The following is a 20,899-nucleotide window of genomic DNA, read 5'->3' as shown; positions in this document are numbered from 1 at the left end:
CCAACCCGAGTCGACAATCTTCTCGACGGGTTCAGGCTCGAGTTCAGTTACACGAGGAGTTGTCACCGGGTATGGGTCTTCAATCTTCGCTTGCCGCATTTCAGCGTTCCCGGAACAGCATTGGCGGCGGGGTCAGTTCGGGGTTGCGTGCGTCCATGCAACCGCATCCGTTGTTCGTCGAGAAAGCTCATGGCGCCCACGTGTGGGACCTCGACGGTGATCGCTATGTCGACTGTGTAATGGCCTGGGGTGCAATGGTGCTCGGTCACAGCGACGATCGGGTGGTGTCGGCGGTCCGGGGAGTTCTGGACCGCATGCAGGTGGTCGGCACCGGCCACGTCCTCGAGTATGCGGCAGCCGAAGCGGTGCTGGACGCGGTTCCGCACGGTGAGCGCCTGTTGTGGAGCAACACCGGCACCGAGGCCGTTCAGGTGTCGCTGCGGCTGGCCCGGGCCGCCACCGGACGGCGACGCATCGTCAAGTTCGCCAAGAGCTACCACGGCTGGCAGGATTCAGTCTACGCGGGTATGTCGGCGGACGAGTACGGCAGGCCGACGCTGACCGCAACCAAAGGTCAAAGCCCGAGCGTCCTCGATGACCTGATCGTCTCGGAGTTCAACGACATCGACATGATCACCGGTATTCTCGAGGACGCGCGCGAATTGGATATCGCCGCGGTCCTGCTCGACCCGATCATGAGCAATGCGGGGGTGACCGAACCGCGTCCGGAATTCTTGCGGGCGGTTCGGGCGCTGTGCGACGAGGCCGGCGTGGTGCTCATTTTCGACGAGGTCATTGCGGGCTTCCGGATCGCGCGCGGTGGTGCCACCGAGCGCTTCGGGGTACGCCCGGATCTATCGGTGTTCGGCAAGGCGATCGCCGGCGGGTTCACCCAGAGCGCGGTGGTCGGCCGCGCGGACTTGATAGATCAGGTCACCGACGGCGTGGTGCACGCCGGAACCTTCAACGGAAATCCGGTCGCGTTGGCCGCGGTCGAGGCGACGATGGGTGTGCTCGCGGATCCGGCGGTATATGCGACGCTGGAGAGCAACGCGACGCGGTTCCACGACCGGTTCGATACCGTGCTGGCCGAAGCCGGAGTCCCGGCGCATCTGAACCGGGTGGGATCGTTGCTGCAATTCGTGCCGGAAGGCGGTGCCACCGGACTCCACGGAACCGGTGGCATCTGGGGGAAAGTCCTGGGCGGGATGCTCGCCGAAGGCGTGATGTTCATGCCGTCGGGAAAAATCTTCCTGAGTACTGCGCACACCACGGACGACATCGACTTCATTGCCGAGGCACTGAGCCGCGTCGTCGGCTGAACCGCTCGACGTATCAGCGCTGCTTGACGGTTCAGCCGAATCCCCAGCGTCGGTAGCGATACGAAGCGTCGCCGAACAGGTGTGAACTCCCTCGGTGATGCGCAGTGTGAATTACGAATCAAATGATCAGTTTGGGTATCTGACGTGAAGGGCTGCGGCACGCCTCCGACCACCTGTCGGCATGCGGCCGGATCGACTTCGAAGGTCTCCGATTCGCACGAATATGTTTGTGCTGCAGCAATTGGCGCGGACCCGGCGACGGTCGGGATTCGGGCGTGATCTAGCACACGAAAAGTCTTGTCCTTAATTTGATCGCACGATAAGGTCAAATGATCAGAATTATCGGTCTACCGGATGGAGAAGAACATATGACTGTCGACCAGCAGGCACTGCAACAAGTCCCCGCGGCCACGTCTGCGGAGAAGATTCTCGAGATCGTCCGCCGCGACGGCGGAGTGATCATCAAAGACTTTCTCACACAGGACCAGATCAAGAACTTCAACGCTGACATCGAAGATCCGATGGCACAGCTGCGTCCGGGTTCTACGCATGACGGCATGATCGCCGAGTTCCACGGAAGCAATACCAAGCGCCTGACGAATCTGGTCATGCACAGCAAGACTTTCCGCGAGGAGATCATCGACAAGGACCTGGTTCACGAACTGAGTGATCTGACCTTCGTCGAGGAATCCGGCACGTACTGGATGACCACGGCGCAGGTTATCGAGATCGGCCCGGGTAACAAGGCTCAGATGCTGCACCGTGACCTCGGCAACTGGGCGCCCTTCATCGGCATGGGCCCGTCCGGTCCCGAGGCGTGCATCAACTTCCTGATCGCGCTGACCGACTTCACCGAGGACAATGGTGCCACTCGTGTCATCCCGGGGAGCAATCACTGGGACGACTTCGAGGACAATGGCACTCCGGAAGGCACCATCCCGGCGATCATGAAAGCCGGCGACGCGCTGTTCATCAGTGGTAAGACTGTCCATGGTGGCGGGGCCAACCTCACGGACAACGAGTACCGTCGTGCTGTTGCATTCACGTTCAACGCCGGCTTCTTGACCCCCGAGGAGGCGTATCCGTTCATCGTCGATCTGGAGATCGTCAAGACGCTGTCGCCGCGTGCGCAACGGCTGATCGGATTCCGCTCGCAGTACCCGCTGGCATCGCCTGGCCTGTGGCAGGTCGATTACAACGAATTGGCCGGAGTGCTCGGACTCGACGGCTGAGGGCGAGATTCATCGCACGGTGGTGCGGTCTACCCGTCACCGGGTGATCACGCCCGTCGCGAGTTGATTTCGGCCGGTTGATGAATCGGTCGTTCGAGAATTCACAGCAGCGGCACCGAGCCGTGCGAAAGGCGGAAGTAACCGTGTCAGTCGAAACTGAGACTCCGGGACGGGCCACACCCAACGACTGGCTGGCCATCAAGATGCAGACCGCGTTGCCGACCGCGATGTGGATCGACGGCGAGTGGGCGCAGGCAAGCGGCGGTAGAACCGCAACGCATACCAGTCCCCGCTGCGGCGAGACAGCGCAGGTGGCGAGTGCTGATGAAGTGGATGTCGAGCGGGCAATACAGGGCGCCAAGCGCGCCTTTCGCAGCCGGGTGTGGGCAGGCTTGGAGCCGCGTGAGCGTGGCGAGGCGCTGATCCGGTGGGCCGACCTGCTCGACCGGCATCGTGATGAGCTGGCGTTCCTTGTCGCGTATGAAATGGGTAAGCCCGTCACGATCGCGTGGAACGTCGAAATGCGTACCGCGATCAACACTGTGCGCTGGTACGGCGAGCTGGCCGACAAGCTGATGGACGAGTCGCCGCGCGGCCGTAACGGCGCGGTCGCGCTGGTGACCCGTGAGCCGGTCGGCGTCGTCGGCATCATCACGCCGTGGAACTTCCCGATGACGCTGGCGATGTTCAAGATTCCGGCTGCCCTGGTGGCCGGCAACAGCGTCGTCGCGAAGCCTGCCAGTCAGACGCCGTTCTCGTTGCTGCGGGCCGCCGAGCTTGCCTTCGAGGCGGGGATTCCGCCGGGTGTGCTGCAGGTGATCACCGGCAGCGGCGCCAAGGTGGGCGAGCAGCTCGGCATGCACGACGATATCGCGACCCTGGCGTTCACCGGATCTACCGACGTAGGGAAGCAGCTGCTGTCCTACGCGGGTGCGTCCAACGCCAAGCCGGTGTGGCTGGAGCTGGGCGGCAAGTCGCCGAACATCGTGTTCCCCGACGCACCCGACCTGGACCGGGCGGCATCAATGGCCGCCTGGGCGGTGTCCTTCAACAGTGGTCAAATGTGCACTGCTGGATCTCGATTGGTGGTCCACGAAGATATTCGCGAGGAAGTGGTGGCGAAGGTCGTCGACAACCTGAGCGCAGCGGTGATCGGTGATCCTCTGGACCCGGCGACCACACTCGGTCCGCTGGCCTATGCGGCACATCGCGACGACGTTCTCGCCGAGATCCGCAAGGGCATCGACTCGGGTGCCAAGCTGGTGCTGGGCTCCGATGCCGGGCGTGATGACGGGCTGTACGTCGACCCCGCGGTCTTCGTCGACGTCGATCCGGACAGCAGGCTCGCCCAGCACGAGATCTTCGGTCCGGTGCTGGCGGTGCACTCCTTCCGTACGGAGGAGGAGGCGCTCGCGATCGCGAACAATACGGTTTTCGGGTTGGGTTCGTCGGTGTGGACCGCGGATCTGAGCCGGGCACACCGGATGGCGCGCGGAATCGATGCCGGGATGGTCTGGATCAACTGCTACGAGGAGGGCGACTCCTCGGTCCCGTTCGGCGGCCGCAAGTTGTCCGGGCATGGTGCGGACAGGAGCAATCACGGCCTGGATAAATACACGCACCTCAAGACGACCTGGATCGAGCTGTAATCGCTGGGTGCGCGGCAGATCGCTCCTGGTGAACCTGGCGGAAGCAGTCGTCAGGCGGGTGTGGGCGCGTGATTGGTGCATCCGGGCGCAGCGCCAGTGTCACCCGAAGAGGAATCAAACAGTCGGACTGATCGCGGCCGGTCTTGTTCTGAGCCTTCGGTGTGTCCGGCCGGGACAGCCCGGGCTGCTGCCATTTTGGGATCGTATGTCTGGCTGGTGCGCTATCGAGCCAAGCTCATCGCATACGCTCGCGAGGTGATTCGTCGGACTGATCGCGGCCGGACTTTGTGGCCAGCGCGGTTACGTGGCGATCCTGAGCACCTGTGCTTGTTCGCCGTGTGGATCCCCCTTCACGAGAATCAGCCGTGGCCACGTCACGCGACAGCGCTCCACACTGGTGCGGTGGGCGGCGGTCGAGGGCGTTCAACGACGGCGACGATCCCCGCCGAGAAAGGTCGCCTCGACGCCTGCCGCGGCATGACTATCAGCGGAGGCCCCTCGGCCTGCACACTGCTCGCCCTGATCGTCTGCGGACTCCGCGACGGGCACATGCGTGCGCGGCCGGGGATCGGACGGTGAGCGCCTCAGTGGAAACACCTGCGCGGCAGTTATTGTCATGATTCCCGCAACCGGCGGCGTGGTCACAGACTTGATTGTGCCTGTGTGTCGCCATCGCGCCGATCCGTGCCCGCACCGTCGCCCGGGCGACGGGATGACCGATAACCGAGGGGGCTCGGTCTTACGCCAACCCGTGCAACTGTCGGACCGACGGTCGCCGGCGGAGCCACGCCTCCATAACGACTCACTCACAGGGAGTGGAATCCGTTCGTTCGCGGACGGCGCGGGTATGCCCGTGCCAAGCGTTGGATCTCTTCCAAGGCACAGTTGGATTCTGGGATTGTCTGCCACAGGCGGTCGATGAACTGACGTCTTGACAGTCCGAATTGGACGAGGATGTCGTCCTCGCAAGCGCCCCCGTATGGTGCCCACATACTCGCGAACTCAATAAGGATCGCCGCCTCATTGTCACGGTGCTTACGTTTGCGATTGACCTCGACCCCTGCGGCGTGTCGCGGCTGGCGCCATCGGCGATAATCGGAGGATTTCACGGTATTTACACCAACTTCTCGGGCCGACGAGCTTTCGGACTGCGGCGCTCCTCGTCGCGTCGAGGTGTGGATTCGGAGGAGCCCCGTTCTTGGGCTGACAGTTGAGCTACCTGTCGCACGGCACACCGGAAGCGCCGAAGATCCCCGGACGGTTCGCCTCGGTGCCGACTACCAACAGGTTGTCAGGTTGGTCAACTGGCGTCGCTGAGGGACCCAACCCGAAGGCCAGCTGCAGGCTTTCGCATGCGTCCAGCACGGCGCGGCGACTCTTGGCATAGGTCTGCACCTCCGGGAAGAACCCGTGGAACACGCCGGTATATCGCTGGAGCCGCACCGCCACGCCTGCCTCGTGGAGGCCGGCGGCATATGCCTCGCCGTCGTCGCGAAGCGGATCGACCTCGGCGGTGGCGATATGAGCACGGGCCAGTCCGGCCAGCGACCCCGCCTTCAACGGGACGGCGAGCTCGTCGAGATCGGTGAGGGATTCACCGACGTACTGCTTCCAGAACCACTGCGCGGTTCCGGCGTCAAGGAGTGGGGCGTCCTTGAACTCGGTCCACGACGGCCGCGTGAACTGATCGTCCACCGCCGGATAGACCAGCAGTTGCATCACTGGCTGAGGTACACGGCGTTGGCGTAGGTCGAGACACAGCGAGGCGGCCAGTCCACCGCCGGCTGAATCGCCGCCGACAGCGAGCTGCGATGGGGCGACACCCAGTTCGGCGGCGTTGGCCCGGAGCCAGTCGTAGGCCGCTCGGACGTCGATCATCGCCGCCGGGAAACGGTGCTCAGGTGCAAGACGGTAATCCACCGATACGACGACGCAGCAGGCCTCGTTGGCGATGATCCGACACAGCTCGTCGACACCGTCCAGCGAGCCCACAGTGAAGCCGCCGCCGTGGATGTAGAGGAGCGCACCGGCCCGGGTTGGGCGGTCGGGCTGGTAGATACGGACCGGGACCGAGACGTTCTCAGGCTCAGCGCCGGAGGTGACGATGCGGTCCTCGACCGATGCCACCCGTGTCGTGCGTGGCGGAGGTGTTGGCGCGGCGAACTTTCGAACACCGTCGAGCCCTAGCGTGTATAGCGGGCCCGGTAGCAGTTCATCAAGCTGCCTGGCAACTGCCAGCGCATCCGAGTCCAGGACATCCTGCCATTCCGAGTAGGTCATATACAGTCACTCTCCAATCGCGACGATGATGTGAGGCAGCACCGCGGGGTCGATCACGCGGATGTAGAAGTGCGAAAGCTGTTGAAACTCTGCGTTCCGCCGGCGAAGCGGGGAGATTACCGTCGTAGCCGTTGCAGAGCGCGGAAGGGGGTTCGGAACGATCACGGCTTGGAGCGTGTCGGACTCGCGCAGCCTTCGAAGGTCAGGGGCGGTCATCATTGTCCAGTCATCTCGAGGTCGATCGATCGCTTCGAACACGTTGGTTTCGCGGAAGTCACATTTCCTGGCTGGGAGACGGACGACATTGCTCTCGGTCCGAAGAACAGCTAATAACAGATCAAACGATCATGTCAGATGAACGGATAAGTGTCCACTGTGGGATCGGAGGTTCGACTCTGCGGCGACCACAAAGCGGGGGTTGCTTATGCCGGTCATTCCCACTCGCGTCGTGGTTATTGCTCCAGACTGGAGCGCAATCTGGGCACGAGTGGCGCCCTGTTTGGAAAGTTGCCATTGACATCGAACGTACCGTCAGGGTACTTATTCAATGTGTGACCAAGTTCATTGACTAGGTCAGATGGACAGAATTCTCGCGGTCCGCCAGCCTGATCCCGGATCGGGGCAGGGCTCGTAGGATCCCGCATCCTGAGCCAAGACGGATTGGAGTCCAGACTCTTCAGTTTGTCCGACCACCAAGCAACGGAAAAATCGCTCTCTGCAAACTGTTCTAAGACAAGGAGTTTGTGATGGATCATCTGCATCGGACCTCGGTACGGTCGCGGTTGTCGCCGGACTCATCTCGGCGGTAATCGCCGTGATCGGCGGTGTGGAAGGCGTTGCCACTCTGACGGCGGCCTAGTGACATTCAGATAGGACGTCGCGGGCGGTCTCCAGGTACACATGCCTGGAGCCGCCCGTGAAGTGTCGGCGATGCCGCGCGTCGAAGTGACGCCGGGTTCATCCAGTGCGTCATCCGTAGCGGTGCTTGATGCAATGCGCGAGCGCCACCACGCGGGATGCGGTCGACCGCATCGACGCCGCGATCGCTGGCGCGCTGAGGTCGCGGCTTCCACGGCAACTCCGACAACCGAAATTCCTCCTCCGAAGGACCAATGATGAACGCTCTCCCCATGGCGTTACTGCTGTTCGCCGACGTCTCGATGCTGGGCGCCGGCTACTACTACGGCATCAGATTCATTCGCCGCCAGCATAATCTTCTGCTCGGGATCGAGTGGCTGGTGATCGGACTATCCGGTACGAACGTGCTGTTCCTGGCCGCTACCGGGATCGTGCACTCGAGTTTCAGTTATCACCTCATGGTGTTCTTCGACGCGTTCTCGCGTTCGTTCGGCATGACGCTGGTCATCGTGCTCGGGATGATGGGGGTGACCCGCGGGTACCGGCCCTCATGGGTGGTGGAGGTCGGCGCCCTCGCAGCGGCGGTCGCGGTGGGATTGAACCGCGCACTCGACGTGCGACCCGTCGAGTTGGGGTGGGCGATCTTCTATCTCCTGATGAATCTTGCCGTGGCCCTGTTCATGTTCGCGGTCGCCGTTCGTTTGTGGCGGGCCGGCGAGCGACGGCACGCGGGATGGGTCTTCGTGGCCACGGCCCTCGGAGCGCTCGTGGCGGCGATCTACGATTTCTTCCACATCCCAGGCGATGACGCGGATCACACACTGTTCTACATTCTGGCGATGTCGGTCTGGGCTCTCATGCTCGTGACCTACTACCATGGATACCGCGTACTCGGCGAGTACACCCGGGGGGCCTCACGCGACGGATCCGCGGAAGAGGCGGCAGGGGTATCCGGCGTGGTCAGTCCACAGTGATCACAGGCTTGACGAGCGTGCCCGTGGGCTTGCGCGGCAGGATGCCCACCAACCGCACCCCGTGGGGACTTGCTTGTAGCAAGCCAGGTTTCGGCGGTCGACGATCAGCTCGGCCACCAACTCGTCCGACGGTGCCGCGTCCGGCGCGAGCTGCACGCACACCAGCGCGGTTCCGTCGGGGTCCGCGAGTCGATCGCCGCTGCCGTCGCCTCGCGGCGGTTGCATTACCCGTCATCACGTTGCGACTTTTGACCGGGGTCTCGCCGACGGCGCTCATTCCGTCCGGCTCGGTCACACGGATCGGCCTCGTCTCCGTCCCGAGATCTGCACCGGCGATCGTCGCGACCGGACAAGTCGCCTTCGTGTAGCTGCCGCGGTGTAGTAGACGCAGGAACCTACGACGATTGCCGTTCTTCGACAACCCACGCCGCGACCTGTGCTCGCGAGGTGAATCCGAGTTTGGTGAGTATGTGTTCGACATGCCCTTGGGCGGTGCGTTGTGAGATGACGAGGCGGGCGGCGATCGCCTTGTTGGTCAAGCCCTCTGCGACCAGTTCCGCCACCTGCTGTTCGCGTTTCGTCAAGCGGGGGGAACCTGGGAAGGTCGGCTTCTGGGGGTGCTCGCCGAGTGCGTAGGCGACCGCGGAATCGATATCCATAGCCCCACCGTGCTGTCGGCTCTCCTCGAAGACGTGTGCGGTGAGCATTCGGCGGACGGACCGTTCGCATTCTTCGTGGTAGATGAGCAGGTTGGGAACGAAAACGGAAGAGCTTCCGGCAGCGCGACCGAGCCCTTCCGCTGCTCCCAGTAGCGTGCTGGTACGTCTGGGGTCGCTGGTCCCGGTGATCCAAGCGTAAACTTCGACGCAATTTGCGCAACCGACCGGATCGTCGACGAGCCGGGCCAACCGCAAACCCTGCTCGAGAAATTCGGTTACGCGACGCTGAGCACCCAGGCGCCATTGTGCGACGGCCATGCCCCACAGTGCGTACGACCGATAAACAGATTCACCGTGAACCTCCGTGATCGCGAGAACCTTCTCGTAGCATTCGATCGCCCGGTGGGGTTCGGTATCGGCCAATTGATACGTCAATCCCAGTAACGACAGAGACTCGATCTGCAACGCAAGCTCGTTCTCGGCTTGCGCTAATACTGGCTGTGCCCGCTCCAGACTCGAAGTGGCCCGTGTGAGATCGGCGGTGAACAATCCGACGATGCCGTCCGTGTGGTCGACGATCGCGTGCGCTATCGGGTCGGTCATCTGGTCGGCGAGGATGCGTGCCTGCTCGAGAAGGGCAGCACCTCTCTGGTGGTCCTGCTGCTGTTCAGACACCAGGCAGTCGGCGTACAGCGCCCGGATGCAGGTTATGGTCGGGCGTTGTGGCTGGAGTGACAGGAATCGGTCGAGCCAGCGTCTCGTCTCGCTGAGTTGGCCTCGTGACCCCCAGAGTTGCAGCAAGGATGTGGCAATCTGTAACCCGGCTTCGGCATCGTTTTCGACGAGGCAAAAATCCATCGCATCGCGCAGGTTGGGCTGATCACTGTTGAGTCGGGCGATCCATTCGAGCTGGCGGGGGCCGATGAATTCGTCCTCGGCGGTGCGAGCCAGCTGGCGGTACCAGTCCCGGTGCCGCCGGCGCAGGTCGTGGTAGTCGTCGTTCTGCTGGCCTTTTTCCCGTCCGTAAGCACGGAGGGTCTCGAGCAGCCTGAAGCGGACCGTGCCGCCGTGTTCTTCGCGAATCAACATCGACTTGTCGACGAGGGATGCCACCGAGTCCAGCAGTTCGCCGGGCTGCAGGTTCTGCCCGCACACGTGTTCTGCGGCATCAAGTTCGAAGCTGCCGGTGAAGACCGAGAGTCGTCCCCACGTCCGTTGTTCGAGCGGGGTGCACAGGTCGTAGCTCCAGTCCACGCACAACTTAAGCGTCTGCTGGCGCGTGGGTGCGCCTCGGCTTCCGCGAGTCAACAGCGCATAGCGGTCGGACAGCCGTTGCAGGATCTGTTCGGGCGACATCGCACGCAGCCGCGCCGCAGCCAGTTCAATGGGCAGGGGCAACCCGTCCAGTTGGCGGCAGATCCGAGCCACCGCGGATTTGTTGGTATCGGTCAACGTGAAGGTCGAGACCGCGGTGGTGGCGCGCTCGGTGAACAGCGACACGGCGTCGTAGCGGGGCAGACCCTGCAGCGACGGCTCGCGGTCGGGGTCGGGGACCGTCAATGGGGGAACGCGCAGCGTCGCCTCGCCGGCGATGGCTAGGGGTTCGCGGCTGGTGGCAAGGATGCGCAGATTCGGGTTCTGTTGCAGCAGAGCCGTCGCGAGGTCGGCTACCGCGTCGACCACCTGCTCGCAGTTGTCCAAGATCAGCAAGAGCTCTCGCGACGACAGGAAGTCCAGCAGAATCTCGCGTAGCGACCGGTCAGTTCGGTCCCGCACGCCGAGCGTTGCGGCCGCCACGTCGACCAACCGAGTCGGGGTGTGGACCTCATCGAGTTCGACGAACCATGCGCCGTCGGCGAACTCGCGGCGGATGCTCGTTGCCAGTCGAAGTGCGAGACGTGTTTTCCCGACTCCACCGATTCCGGCCAGGGTGAGCAGGCGCGAGGACGCTAGTAGATTCTTCGCTTCGGTGAGTTCGTGCCTGCGACCGACGAAGCTGGACAATTCCAGGGGTAGGTTCCCTCTCTCGTAATGGGACCGGTTCGCGTGAAACCACTCATCTGATGCTGGTTCTGCGACCGGTGTGGGCGCATGGAGCGCCCTGTCGTCCGCAGATATCCCGCGGCGGCGTCGGATCTCGCGCAGATTCTCGCCCAATGTCTGGGCGGAAGGTGGCCGGTCCTCGGGGCGGGCCGACATCGCCTGCTCGATCACGGTGGCGACATCGTCGGCGATGCCGTGATCCCGTAGATCCGGTGCCGGTTCGTTGGTGATGCGAATGAATTGGGCGACCAATTGCTCGCCGCTGCGGCGCTCGAATGCGGCATGGCCGGTGAGTGCGCAGAACAGGGTGGCTCCGAGTCCGTAGATATCGGAGGCAGGGCTGGGGGTGGCGCCGCCGAGCACCTCGGGTGCGGTGAACGCGGGCGAACCGGTCACGATCCCGGTGGCAGTCTCGAAACCGCCGGTGATGTGCGCGATTCCGAAGTCCGTGAGCGCAGGCTCGCCGTAGTCGGTGAGGAGGATGTTCGCGGGCTTGACGTCGCGGTGGACGATGCCCTGGCGGTGGGCGGCTTCCAGCGCGTCCGCCAGCCGTACGCCGAGCTGCAGTACGTCGTCCATAGGTAATGGACCGTGCCGTCGGATGCGTGCGTCGAGGGACCCTTGCGGGTGGTAGGGCATCACAATGAATGGTTCACCGCTGGCGGTGACCCCGACCTGGAGGACGTTGACGATGTTCGGGTGGCCGGTGAGGCGGCCCATCGCACGTTGTTCGCGCAAGAACCGTTCCCGGTTTTCCTCCGCGAGGCTGCTGGTGAGCACCTTCACCGCGACAGTCCGGTCAAGGGCGGTCTGCCTGCACTGATACACGACACCGAAACCGCCGCGCCCGATCTCCCGGGGGTCGTCGAATCCACCCGCTATCAGCTCCGACGTGACGGAGGGGGTCACATCGGACTGGGTCTCGAATGGATCGATATCGGGCATCGTCCAGGTCGATTCATCCGGTCCGCGATACGTTCGACGAAGTCTGCACGATGTACCTCTCGGTGGCGTATCCCCAGGATATCGCTCGCTCTTTCCGCTGTGTCGTGACACTCGTCCAGCAGGCTCTCGAACGGGAGCTGGTCTGAGGTGCCTCGGTGGCAGTCGCTTGCCGACGGCGTCGAACAGGCAAGGGGAAGACGTGACCGGTTATCGGGAGTTGTCCGTTCGATTGAGAGTCAGATGCGCCCAAATAGGCAAACGGTCCCTCGGCGTTCGCAGTCCATGCCAATTGCCAGTTCGGCAAACAGACGAAAATATGCCGATAAGAGTTATAGTCAACCTAGTTCCGTAAAGAACTCTGCCGCAACAACTCTCATTGTACTTCACTGCCAACGGAGGCCAGGAGTTCCACCAGAGAACGCTGGGCACCAGCCAGGGTGCCCACACCATCCAGCTGCCGGGGTTAGTTGAATGGAAGCGACTGCCACCACCGCACTGCGTTCCCGAGTGCCATGATGGCGGCGATGATCTCAGGGAAAGCGTAGAAAAACCACAAGGTCTAACATGACGAACTCCTTGGTCGGAAACGGGCTCAGTTGAATGGAAGCGCACCCCTCCTGCGCTATGTATCGACCGCCGGAGGCGGATCGGTACAACTACCCAATCGAGAGGGCCCGTAGGTGCAGGCCGAGTGATGGCGGATTCACCCAGATCGCAAAGAGAAACAGGCCGCCACGCACTGGCAAGGGGCGAAGCCACCTTCAGGATGAGTTCTTCGCATAGGCAAGAGGGTTCACGACGGGTCGTCGGGAACCGCCCACCCTATGCCGCACCGCCGGTCGGGGCTCTGCGCTGGCATCCCCCGGCGCCGCCGGCCCCGTGGTCGGAGGTGCGGGAGACAACGCATTTCGGTGCCCGGGCGCCCCAGCATCTGGTTGCGTCGCTGGTCCCGCCCGGCGGCGCCGAACCCAACGACCAGCACACTCCGTTCTCGGAGGATTGCCTGCACCTGAACATTTGCGCACCGGTCGACTCGTCGCGGCCGGCGCCGGTGCTGGTGGTTTCACGTCCGGCTGAGGGTGCTCGAGTCGATCTTCGGTGCCGACGCCGGCCGGGTCTGGGACGGCTACGCCGCCACGATCCCGGGAGCCGCGGCCGAGACCATCGGGTGCGCGATCCTCTCCGACGAACTCAAGCGTGCCCACCCGTCATCTGCTCGACGCCCAGTCCCGGCACGCCCCGGTCTGGCGGTACCGATTCGACGCCCCCTCCCCCGGGGCCCCCGCGGACAAGTCCGGCTTCCGCGGCGCGGACATTCCGTTCGTGTGGAACGTCGCCCTGGACGCCGCAACCGACCAGCAGCGCCACCTGTCCACCGAGATACGGCGGCGGTGGATCTCGTTCATCACCACGGGCACACCGAACCTCGACGACCTCGCACCCTGGGCCCGGTACAGCCCCGACTCGGGACGATCGACGATGCTGATCGACCTCGACTCCCGCGCCGTCCCGACCCCGACGACGCCCGTCACGCCGCCTGGACCGCCCAGCGGTGGACCCCCGGAACCTGGTGGCCGCTGCCCGCCGCCACAACCTGCCCGGTCCACTGACCCTTCCGACGAAAGCCCTGCGCTCATGAGCACTCAGCAACCCACCACCACACCGCCCACCACCAGTGGTGCCGTCTGCGACGACATTCCGTCGACGCTGTACCGCAAGATCGCCTGGCGACTGCTCCCGGTGATCGCCATCACCTATGCGGTCGCCATCATCGACCGGGTCAACATCGGCTTCGCGAAGCTGCAGATGAGTCCCGACATCGGACTGTCGGCCGCCGCCTACGGCCTCGGGGCAGGGATCTTCTTCCTCGCCTACTGCCTGTTCGAAATGCCCAGCAACATCATCCTCGAGCGGGTCGGTGCCCGGCGTGGATTTCGCGGATCCTCGTCACCTGGGGTCTGGTGACCATCGGAACCGCCTTCGTGCAGAACACCGGCCAGTTCTACCTCGCGCGCATCCTCTCGGTATCGCCGAGGCCGGTTTCTGCCCCGGCATGATCTTCTACCTCTCCCGCTGGTTCCCGCGACGACGCCTAGGTCGAACGCTGGCGCTGATGGTGATCGCAGCCCCGATCGGCTCGACACTGGTCGGACCGTTGTCGGGCTGGATGATCAGCACCTTCCACGGCAGCGGAAGCCTGCACGGGTGGCAGTGGATGTTCATCCTCCAGGGCATCCCCGCCGTCCTGATGGGCATCGTCTTCTACACCACGATGGTCGACTCCCCCGCGAAAGCCACCTGGCTGTCGGCCGACGAGAAGGCCACCCTGCTCCCCGCCGTCCCCGCCGCCGTCACCCGCGAACGGATGCTGCCCACACTGCGCGCCGCGCTGAGCACCGGGCGAATCTGGCTGCTCGGGCTGGTCCTGGCCGCCAACTATCTCGGCACCTTCGCCGTGATCTTCTGGCTGCCCACGATCATCGCGTCCCTGGGCGTCGACGACGTGGCCACGGTGGGTTACCTCTCCGCGATCCCGTGGTCCGTCGCCGTTCTCGCGACCGTCGCCGTCGGGGTCTACTGTGACCGCCGGCAAACGCATTCGGTGGTCGTCTTCGCCGGGATCGCCGTGGCTGCCGCCGGTCTGGTGGTCGCGATCGCCTTCGGGCACAACTTCTCGGTCACGATCATCGGAATTTCCTGTGCAGCAGCCTTTTTCACCGCCACGGGTTCGGTGATCTGGACGATCACCAATCTTCAGCTCGCGAACATGACCGCCGCCGCGGCGGGCATCGCCCTGGTCAACGCCATCGCCTCGCTCGGATCGTTCCTCGGCCCGTACCCCGTGGGTATCGGCCGTGACCTGACCGGGTCCGTGGTGGCGCCGTTGGCGGCCATCGCCGTGGTCGTCCGAGGCGGTGGTCGCCGTTCTGGAAGACGCCATGACCGACAGCACCGTCTCGGTCGCCACCCTCATCAACCGCGTCCGAGCACGGCTGCGGGTCCGGCACACGGATGAGGACATCGAGATGCCCTCGGACCGGACGCTTCGCAGGCTCATCGACGCCTATGACACTCGTCCGTGGGAAGGCCACCACTCGCCGTTCGGCCACCACTCGCCGTTCGGCGGGTAATCGCCCGGACCGGGTTCCGGCGCCGATCTCGGCGACGACTCCCGGTCAGGTGGTGGAGATCGACTCGACCCCGGTGAACGTGCTGTGCCTGATGCCGGACGGCAAGGCCGTCGGGTGAATTCTGCTTGTTGCCGAGACCTTCGCTCAACGCGGCTTTCATGATCCGATTGGGGAGTACCTGTCCGCAGGGCAGTGGCAGTGGGTCGTGCAGGGAGGCCATAGGGCTTTCCTCTCGCAGGGTTCGATGGTCACGACGCAGTGGCGGCGTGGGTGGCGCGCAGCGTGGTCTTGTCGATCTTGCCGACGGCGTTCTTGGCGATGGCGTCGACGACGAGGATCGAGGTCGGGCGTTTGTAGTGGCTGAGGTGGTGCGCGCACCGTGCGGTGAGCGCGGTGGGATCCACGGCCGAGCCGGGACGGGGTTGGACGTAGGCGACGACGACCTCGCCCCATTTGTCGTCGGCGACGCCGATGACGGCGGCCTCGAGGACGGTCGGGTCGCCGGCGAGGACGTCCTCGATCTCCTTGGGGTAGATGTTCTCGCCGCCGCGGATGATCAGGTCTTTCGATCGCCCGACCAGGGTCAGGTAGCCGTCCGCGTCGAGGTGGCCGACGTCGCCGGTGTGCAGCCAGCCGTCGACGAGGACGCGGGCGGTCTCGTCCGGGCGGCCGAGGTAGCCGCGCATGATGTTGGGGCCGCGCACCACGACCTCACCGTCCACGCCGGGGGCCGTTTCGGTGCCGTTCGGGTCGAGGATCCGAACTTCCTGTCCGGGGAAGGCAATGCCTACGGTGCCGGGGCGCCGGGGGCCGGTGACGGGGTTGAGGGTGGTGGCGCAGGTTCCTTCGGAGAGTCCGTATCCCTCGACGAGGGGGAACCCGTAGCGGGCCTCGAACCGGGTCAGCAGCTCGGGCGGGGCGGGGGCGGCGCCGCAGATCCCGAACCGCAGTGACGATGTGTCGGGGCGGACGTCGCCGGGGAGGGCGGCGAGGATGTTGTAGATCGTCGGCACCGCACTGAAGTAGGTCGGACGCTCGGATTCGACGAGGTCGAAGAAGGTGCGGGGGTCGAACCGGCCGGCGATGACGACACTGGCGCCGGCGAGAAGCGGGGTGAGGACGCTGACGACGATGCCGTTGACATGGAAGAGCGGCAGGATCAGCAGGCATCGGTCGGCCGGTCCCACCCCCAGTGCGTGGACTCCCATCTCTGCCATGGCGCCGATATTGGCGTGGTCGAGCATGACGCCTTTCGGTACCCCGGTGGTGCCGCTGGTGTAGATCAGCAGGGCCAGTGCGGACGAATCCGCATGGGGTGTGGGATCGGACTCGGCTCCCTCCTGGGACAGCTCACCGACCGCGAGAGTGTCGACACCACCATCTTCCGCGGCCTCCCAGCTGTCCTCGACGACGAGCAGGCGTGCGGCGGCGTCGCCGAGTTGCCGGGCGACCTCGGAGTCGGTCAGGGCCGGGTTGACCGGGGTGATGGTGGCGCCGAGTCGCCAGGTGGCGAACATCAGCACCACGAACTCGGCGCGGTTCGTCAGCTTCAGAGCCACGACGTCGCCGGGGCCGATTCCGAGGCCCCGGAGGTGGTGCGTGGCCGCGCGAACCCGGGTGAGCAGTTGAGCATTGGTGAGTGACTGTGAGGCGTCGGAGATCGCGGGGCCGTGCGGGTCGGAATCGGCGCGCAGGTCGGGCAGCGATGCGAAGTTCATGGTGGGCGTACTCACCTTCGGTGCGGTGCGATTCGGCCAGGGGCAGGGCCAGGGGCGGGGGTGGCGGGTGCCGGGGCGAGGTGGCGGGTGAGGAAGTCGATCTGATCGCGGACCAAGGTCTCGAAGGGTTCGCCGAGGTAGAAGTCGAAGTGGCCGGCGTCGTAGGTCTTGATCTCACCCCGCGGTGCGGTGCGCGCGTAGCGGAGGGTTTGGGCGGGTGGGGTGACGGTGTCGGTGGTGCTGATGCAGAACAGGATCGGGATGCCGATGTTCTTCGCCACGCGCCCGGGCCGGTAGGTGACGAGGCTGGGAATGACGCGGGCGGCCACCTCGTTGCGGAACGTTGTGCCGGCCGGGACGATCGCCCGGTAGCCGGGCAGCGCGTCCGGGGCGTTCATCAGTGCCAGCGAACCGGGCGCGCCGGCGAGCGGAATCATCACGGGCGCGCTGCGGCGGGCCTTGGCCACCAGGTCCCGGGCGATCACGGGGGCCGCCTTCATGGTGGCTGCCGGGCCGAGCGCGAGCGCGGAGGCGAGCCCGTCGGTGAACGGGCACTGCGCGACGGCGGCGCGCAGTTCCGGGTGGCGTGCGGCGACGGTGACGGCGTGGCCACCGCCGAAGGAGCTGCCCCAGATCGCGATGCGGGTGTTGTCGAGGCCGGGTCGAGTCTTTATCCACGCGATGGCGGCATCCCAGTCGGCGAGCTGTTTCTTGATCGACAGCAGCTGACGGGGTTCACCGCCGCTGTCGCCGAAGTGCCGGTAGGTGAAGGCGAAGGCGGCGATGCCGGCCTTGGCGAACTGTTCGGCGAAGGCGTCCAGGCGCATCTCGCGGGTGGCGCCGAGGCCGTGGCCGAGGATGACGACGGGCGGTGAGGTGACTCCGGTGGGGAGGTAGAGCCATGCGGCGCAGGAGCTGTCGCCGGAGGAGAAGAGGACGTCGTGGCGGGTGTAGGGCTTCTTGGTGGCCATGGCGGTTTATCGTCCGTTCGTCGAGCGAGGCCCGGGGACCCGGCCCGCTTCGAGTGCCTGCTTGTAGGTGTCCGGGTTGTACAGGGGCAGCTCGCCGGTGGCGGCGGTGGTCTCGAGGTAGTCGAGCATCAGTTGCTGGCCGTCGTCGGACTGATCGGTGCCGAGGAACTCGGTGCGCTCGACGTGCAGGCCTTCCTCCAGTGACATCGAGCCGCCGAAGTACACCGACCGCTTGATCGCGGCGAGCGCCTCTCTCGGCCGTGAGCCGAGGTAGGTGCCGAGTTCGGCCGCCCGGGTGATCACCTCGTCCGGCGCGACGACCTCGTCGACGGCGCCGTTGGCGAGAGCCTGCGCGGGGGTGAACGGCTTGCCCTCGAGGATTGCGACCAGGGATCGGTGGGTTCCGATCAGCCGGGTCAGGCGCTGGGTGCCGCCGCCGCCCGGATTGATGCCCAGGAGCACCTCGGGCTGACCGATGAAGAAGTCCCCGTCGGCCATGACTCTCAGATCGCACGCCCAGGCGAATTCCGCGCCGAGGCCGAGAGTCGAACCATTCAGTGCGGCAACGAAAATGACGCCGCTGGCATTCATCCGCAGAAACGTCGCGTGCAGCCGGTCGAGCTGGACAGCCCCCCACAGTGGGGTCTTGCGGACCACAGGCTCGAGCAGACGCGCGCGGTCGGCGCCCCGGGCCACCCGCGCGATCGCGGAGGCGCCGCGCCGGCCGAGCGGCGGCACCGCGGCACCCTCCTCCTGCAGCCACCGCACATCGGCGTGGCTGACGAACCGGCCCGGACGCGCCCCGGTGAACACGACCGCGTGGACGCCGGGGTCGCGGTCGACCCGGTCAACCAACTCGTCGAGCTGGTTGGCGATGTCGAGACCGAACAGGCTGTGCTGGCCGCCGTCGACCCGCACGACCAACACGTCCCCGCGGTCCTCGACCTCGAGATGACCCCTATTTTCGTGTGTCATGAGATTTCTGCTTCCGTGAGGTTTCGAGGGAAGAGGCAAACGGTGCGGTGCGGCGCGCCGGGACGAACACCGTTCGCGATAACTTCGTTATCAGTTACTATAACCAAGTTATCAAGAGGTGGCAAGGGTCACCCGAGTACCCCGCGACGTCCGGGCGGGCGACGGGCGACCGCCTCCGGTCGCGTCGTCGGGCAGCAGTGCAGTCAGGTGGAGAAAATGCAAGACAGGACGGCGGTTTCGGTGTCCGAGAGTGTCCCCGAGCGGCTCATTCGGGCCACGGTCGGCCTGCTGGCCGAGCAGGGGCCGTCGGCGATCAAGGCGCGGACGGTGGCCACGGCGACCGGGTTGTCGACGATGGTCGTCTACAGCCACTTCGGGGGCATTCCCGAGCTCATCCGCGCGGTGGTCGACCACGGCTTCACCGAACTCGGCGACGCGTTCTCCCGGGTGCCGGTGACCGAGGACCCGGTCGCGGACCTGTTCACACTGGCCTTGACGTGCCGGCAATTCGCGCGGGACAACCCTCACCTGTACGACCTGATGTTCGGACTGTCCACCCGCGCGACGTACCGTCCGCTCGAGTCGGACACGCGCCTGAGCGGGCAGTCGCCCGCCTTCCGGGACGCACACGCGCGGATCACCGATGCCTGCGCACGCCTGGTGAACTCCGGCCGGGTCCGGCAACGGGAACCCGAGGTCGTCGCCGCGCAGTTGTGGAGCTTCGTGCACGGCTACATCACCCTCGAGCTGGGCGAGCACTTCGCCGAATTCGACGACGCGGTGACCCAGGTGCTGCTGCCGATGGGGGTGAGTTTCGCCGTCGGCCTCGGCGATACCCGCAAGCGCGCCCAGTCCTCGCATGAGCGGGTCGTGCGCCGGTATGCCGCAGGCGCACTGGAGGGCACCAGCTCGGCGAGCGCCCGACATTGAGGCCGCGGCGCCGCGGCCCGGGAAGGCGGGCCGGCGGGGTCGGTGAAGCACGTGGAGATAATGCAGGGGGCATTGCGCCCACCATATAACGAAGTTATAGTCGCTTCATGAAACGAGATCTGGTGGGCCGGAAAATAATCGTCACCGGAGCCGCGCGCGGCATCGGCGAGAAGGTGGCCCGCCTCGCCGCGGCCCAGGGTGCGCGGGTTGCCCTGATCGGACTCGAACCCGACAGACTGCGCGCCCTGGCCGAGGAACTCGGCCCGTCGGCGCATTGGTGCGAGGCAGACGTGCGCGACAGCGCGACGCTGAAGTCCGCGATCGACGAGTGCGCCGGCATCATGAACGGCGTCGACCTGGTTGTCGCCAACGCCGGAGTGGCCGCGTACGGCACGGTGCGATGCGCGGACGAGGCGTCCTTCGAGCGGGTGGTGGATATCAACCTCAACGGAGTGTTCCGCACCCTCAAGCACGCGACACCTCACATTCAGCAAAGCAGGGGCCACGTGCTGATCGTGGCGTCCGCGTTGTCGTTCACCTCGATCGGGGGCCTGGCCTCGTACGGGGCAAGCAAGGCCGGGGTCGAGTCCCTCGCCCTCGCCTATCGTGCGGAGGTGGCCCATCTCGGGATCACCGTCGGCCTCGTCCATCCCTCCTGGATCGACACCGACCTGGTCCGCGGCGCCGAGGTCGACATTCCCTCCTTCAAGCAGATGCGCGGGCGCCTGCCGTATCCGGGCAACGTCACGACCAGTGTCGACCGCGTGGCCGCAGCCATCGTGGACGGACTCGCGTACCGACGCAGTCGCGTCTACGTTCCTCGCGCCGTCGCCATCGCCAACTGGGCCAAGGCACTTCTCCACTCGCCGCTGGTGTGGCCCTGGACGCGGAGGTTCGCGGCCGGGACAATTCCGTCCCTCGAGATCGAAGTCGCCGCCTTGGGCCGCAACGACCAACTCATTCCAGCATTCACCTCGCCCAACCAGCAACGATCGCATTCACCACTGCGTATCTGAGTGAAACGACGTCCAGGCCGCGATGACGGCACGAGTACCTCCCACGAAAGTGCGGGGTGACAGAGCTCGCCCGCGCGCTCACCGATCGCGAACTCTCCGATCGCGTCCTCGCCGCCGGCGTCACCAACGCCCTGGCCCTGGCCCAGCCGCCGACAACCCCCTCCAGCTCGCCGCAACAGTAAGGACGCAAGCACCG

General features: G+C 65.2%; 15 protein-coding genes and 1 pseudogene. 11 read left to right on the top strand and 5 right to left on the bottom strand.

Annotated features, from left to right (window positions below; translation table 11 throughout):
• Positions 1 to 155: 155 nt before the first annotated feature.
• From FND50_RS35085 to FND50_RS35075, 3 genes are all read left to right on the top strand, one after another.
• Complete coding sequence (locus tag FND50_RS35085; RefSeq protein WP_260850839.1) at positions 156 to 1,322, top strand: aspartate aminotransferase family protein; 1,167 nt, start codon at positions 156 to 158, stop codon at positions 1,320 to 1,322.
• A gap of 368 nt (positions 1,323 to 1,690) precedes the next feature.
• Complete coding sequence (locus FND50_RS35080) at positions 1,691 to 2,554, top strand: phytanoyl-CoA dioxygenase family protein (RefSeq protein WP_144288811.1); 864 nt, start codon at positions 1,691 to 1,693, stop codon at positions 2,552 to 2,554.
• A 203-nt stretch (positions 2,555 to 2,757) separates the two neighbouring features.
• Entirely contained in the window at positions 2,758 to 4,203 is a 1,446-nt protein-coding gene (locus FND50_RS35075) for an aldehyde dehydrogenase family protein (protein WP_144288810.1), read from the top strand.
• 1,215 nt (positions 4,204 to 5,418) lie between these two features.
• On the opposite strand, the gene FND50_RS35065 is transcribed toward FND50_RS35075, so the two are convergent.
• Positions 5,419 to 6,483, bottom strand: a complete 1,065-nt coding sequence (locus FND50_RS35065; protein ID WP_144288808.1) for an alpha/beta hydrolase — start codon at positions 6,481 to 6,483, stop codon at positions 5,419 to 5,421.
• A gap of 1,115 nt (positions 6,484 to 7,598) precedes the next feature.
• Here FND50_RS35065 and FND50_RS35060 point away from each other — a divergent pair.
• On the top strand, positions 7,599 to 8,315 hold the full coding sequence (locus FND50_RS35060; RefSeq protein WP_144288807.1) for a hypothetical protein: 717 nt from the start codon (positions 7,599 to 7,601) through the stop codon (positions 8,313 to 8,315).
• Between the two features lie 395 nt (positions 8,316 to 8,710).
• Here the strand turns inward: FND50_RS35060 and FND50_RS35055 are convergent, their stop codons facing one another.
• Complete coding sequence (locus FND50_RS35055) at positions 8,711 to 11,962, bottom strand: protein kinase domain-containing protein (protein ID WP_144288806.1); 3,252 nt, start codon at positions 11,960 to 11,962, stop codon at positions 8,711 to 8,713.
• A gap of 694 nt (positions 11,963 to 12,656) precedes the next feature.
• On the opposite strand from FND50_RS35055, the pseudogene FND50_RS38015 reads away from it, so the two are divergent.
• From FND50_RS38015 to FND50_RS36440, 4 genes and pseudogenes are all read left to right on the top strand, one after another.
• Positions 12,657 to 12,962, top strand: a pseudogene (locus FND50_RS38015) (carboxylesterase family protein); the annotation flags it as partial.
• A gap of 197 nt (positions 12,963 to 13,159) precedes the next feature.
• Positions 13,160 to 13,927 carry a carboxylesterase family protein gene (locus FND50_RS35040; protein ID WP_260850838.1) on the top strand — a complete coding sequence of 256 codons (768 nt, stop codon included), beginning with the start codon at positions 13,160 to 13,162 and terminating at the stop codon, positions 13,925 to 13,927.
• Between the two features lie 88 nt (positions 13,928 to 14,015).
• Positions 14,016 to 14,978, top strand: a complete 963-nt coding sequence (locus FND50_RS35035) for an MFS transporter (protein ID WP_144288803.1) — start codon at positions 14,016 to 14,018, stop codon at positions 14,976 to 14,978.
• A 50-nt stretch (positions 14,979 to 15,028) separates the two neighbouring features.
• Complete coding sequence (locus FND50_RS36440) at positions 15,029 to 15,211, top strand: hypothetical protein (protein ID WP_186301206.1); 183 nt, start codon at positions 15,029 to 15,031, stop codon at positions 15,209 to 15,211.
• 130 nt (positions 15,212 to 15,341) lie between these two features.
• Here FND50_RS36440 and FND50_RS35025 read toward each other — a convergent pair whose 3' ends face one another.
• Genes FND50_RS35025 through FND50_RS35015 form a run of 3 tightly spaced genes read right to left on the bottom strand, consistent with a single transcriptional unit; the run spans position 15,342 to position 18,757 of the window.
• Positions 15,342 to 16,811, bottom strand: coding sequence for a class I adenylate-forming enzyme family protein (locus FND50_RS35025; protein WP_144288801.1), 1,470 nt, complete (start codon positions 16,809 to 16,811; stop codon positions 15,342 to 15,344).
• Between the two features lie 11 nt (positions 16,812 to 16,822).
• Complete coding sequence (locus FND50_RS35020) at positions 16,823 to 17,782, bottom strand: alpha/beta hydrolase (RefSeq protein WP_144288800.1); 960 nt, start codon at positions 17,780 to 17,782, stop codon at positions 16,823 to 16,825.
• Between the two features lie 6 nt (positions 17,783 to 17,788).
• Positions 17,789 to 18,757, bottom strand: a complete 969-nt coding sequence (locus FND50_RS35015; RefSeq protein ID WP_144288799.1) for an enoyl-CoA hydratase/isomerase family protein — start codon at positions 18,755 to 18,757, stop codon at positions 17,789 to 17,791.
• A 216-nt stretch (positions 18,758 to 18,973) separates the two neighbouring features.
• Between FND50_RS35015 and FND50_RS35010 the strand changes: the two genes are divergently transcribed.
• From FND50_RS35010 to FND50_RS37460, 3 genes are all read left to right on the top strand, one after another.
• Positions 18,974 to 19,687 carry a TetR/AcrR family transcriptional regulator gene (locus FND50_RS35010; RefSeq protein ID WP_144288798.1) on the top strand — a complete coding sequence of 238 codons (714 nt, stop codon included), beginning with the start codon at positions 18,974 to 18,976 and terminating at the stop codon, positions 19,685 to 19,687.
• Between the two features lie 107 nt (positions 19,688 to 19,794).
• A complete protein-coding gene (locus tag FND50_RS35005; protein ID WP_144288797.1) occupies positions 19,795 to 20,703 on the top strand; it encodes an SDR family oxidoreductase in 909 nt (302 codons plus the stop codon).
• Between the two features lie 56 nt (positions 20,704 to 20,759).
• Positions 20,760 to 20,885: a hypothetical protein gene (locus FND50_RS37460; protein WP_260850837.1), complete on the top strand. Its 126-nt coding sequence runs from the start codon at positions 20,760 to 20,762 to the stop codon at positions 20,883 to 20,885.
• Positions 20,886 to 20,899: the final 14 nt, after the last annotated feature.

This window comes from Rhodococcus sp. WB9, assembly GCF_007558985.1.
Classification (GTDB): Bacteria; Actinomycetota; Actinomycetes; order Mycobacteriales; family Mycobacteriaceae; genus Rhodococcus_F; species Rhodococcus_F opacus.
This window is presented reverse-complemented; position numbering and strand designations above follow the sequence as displayed.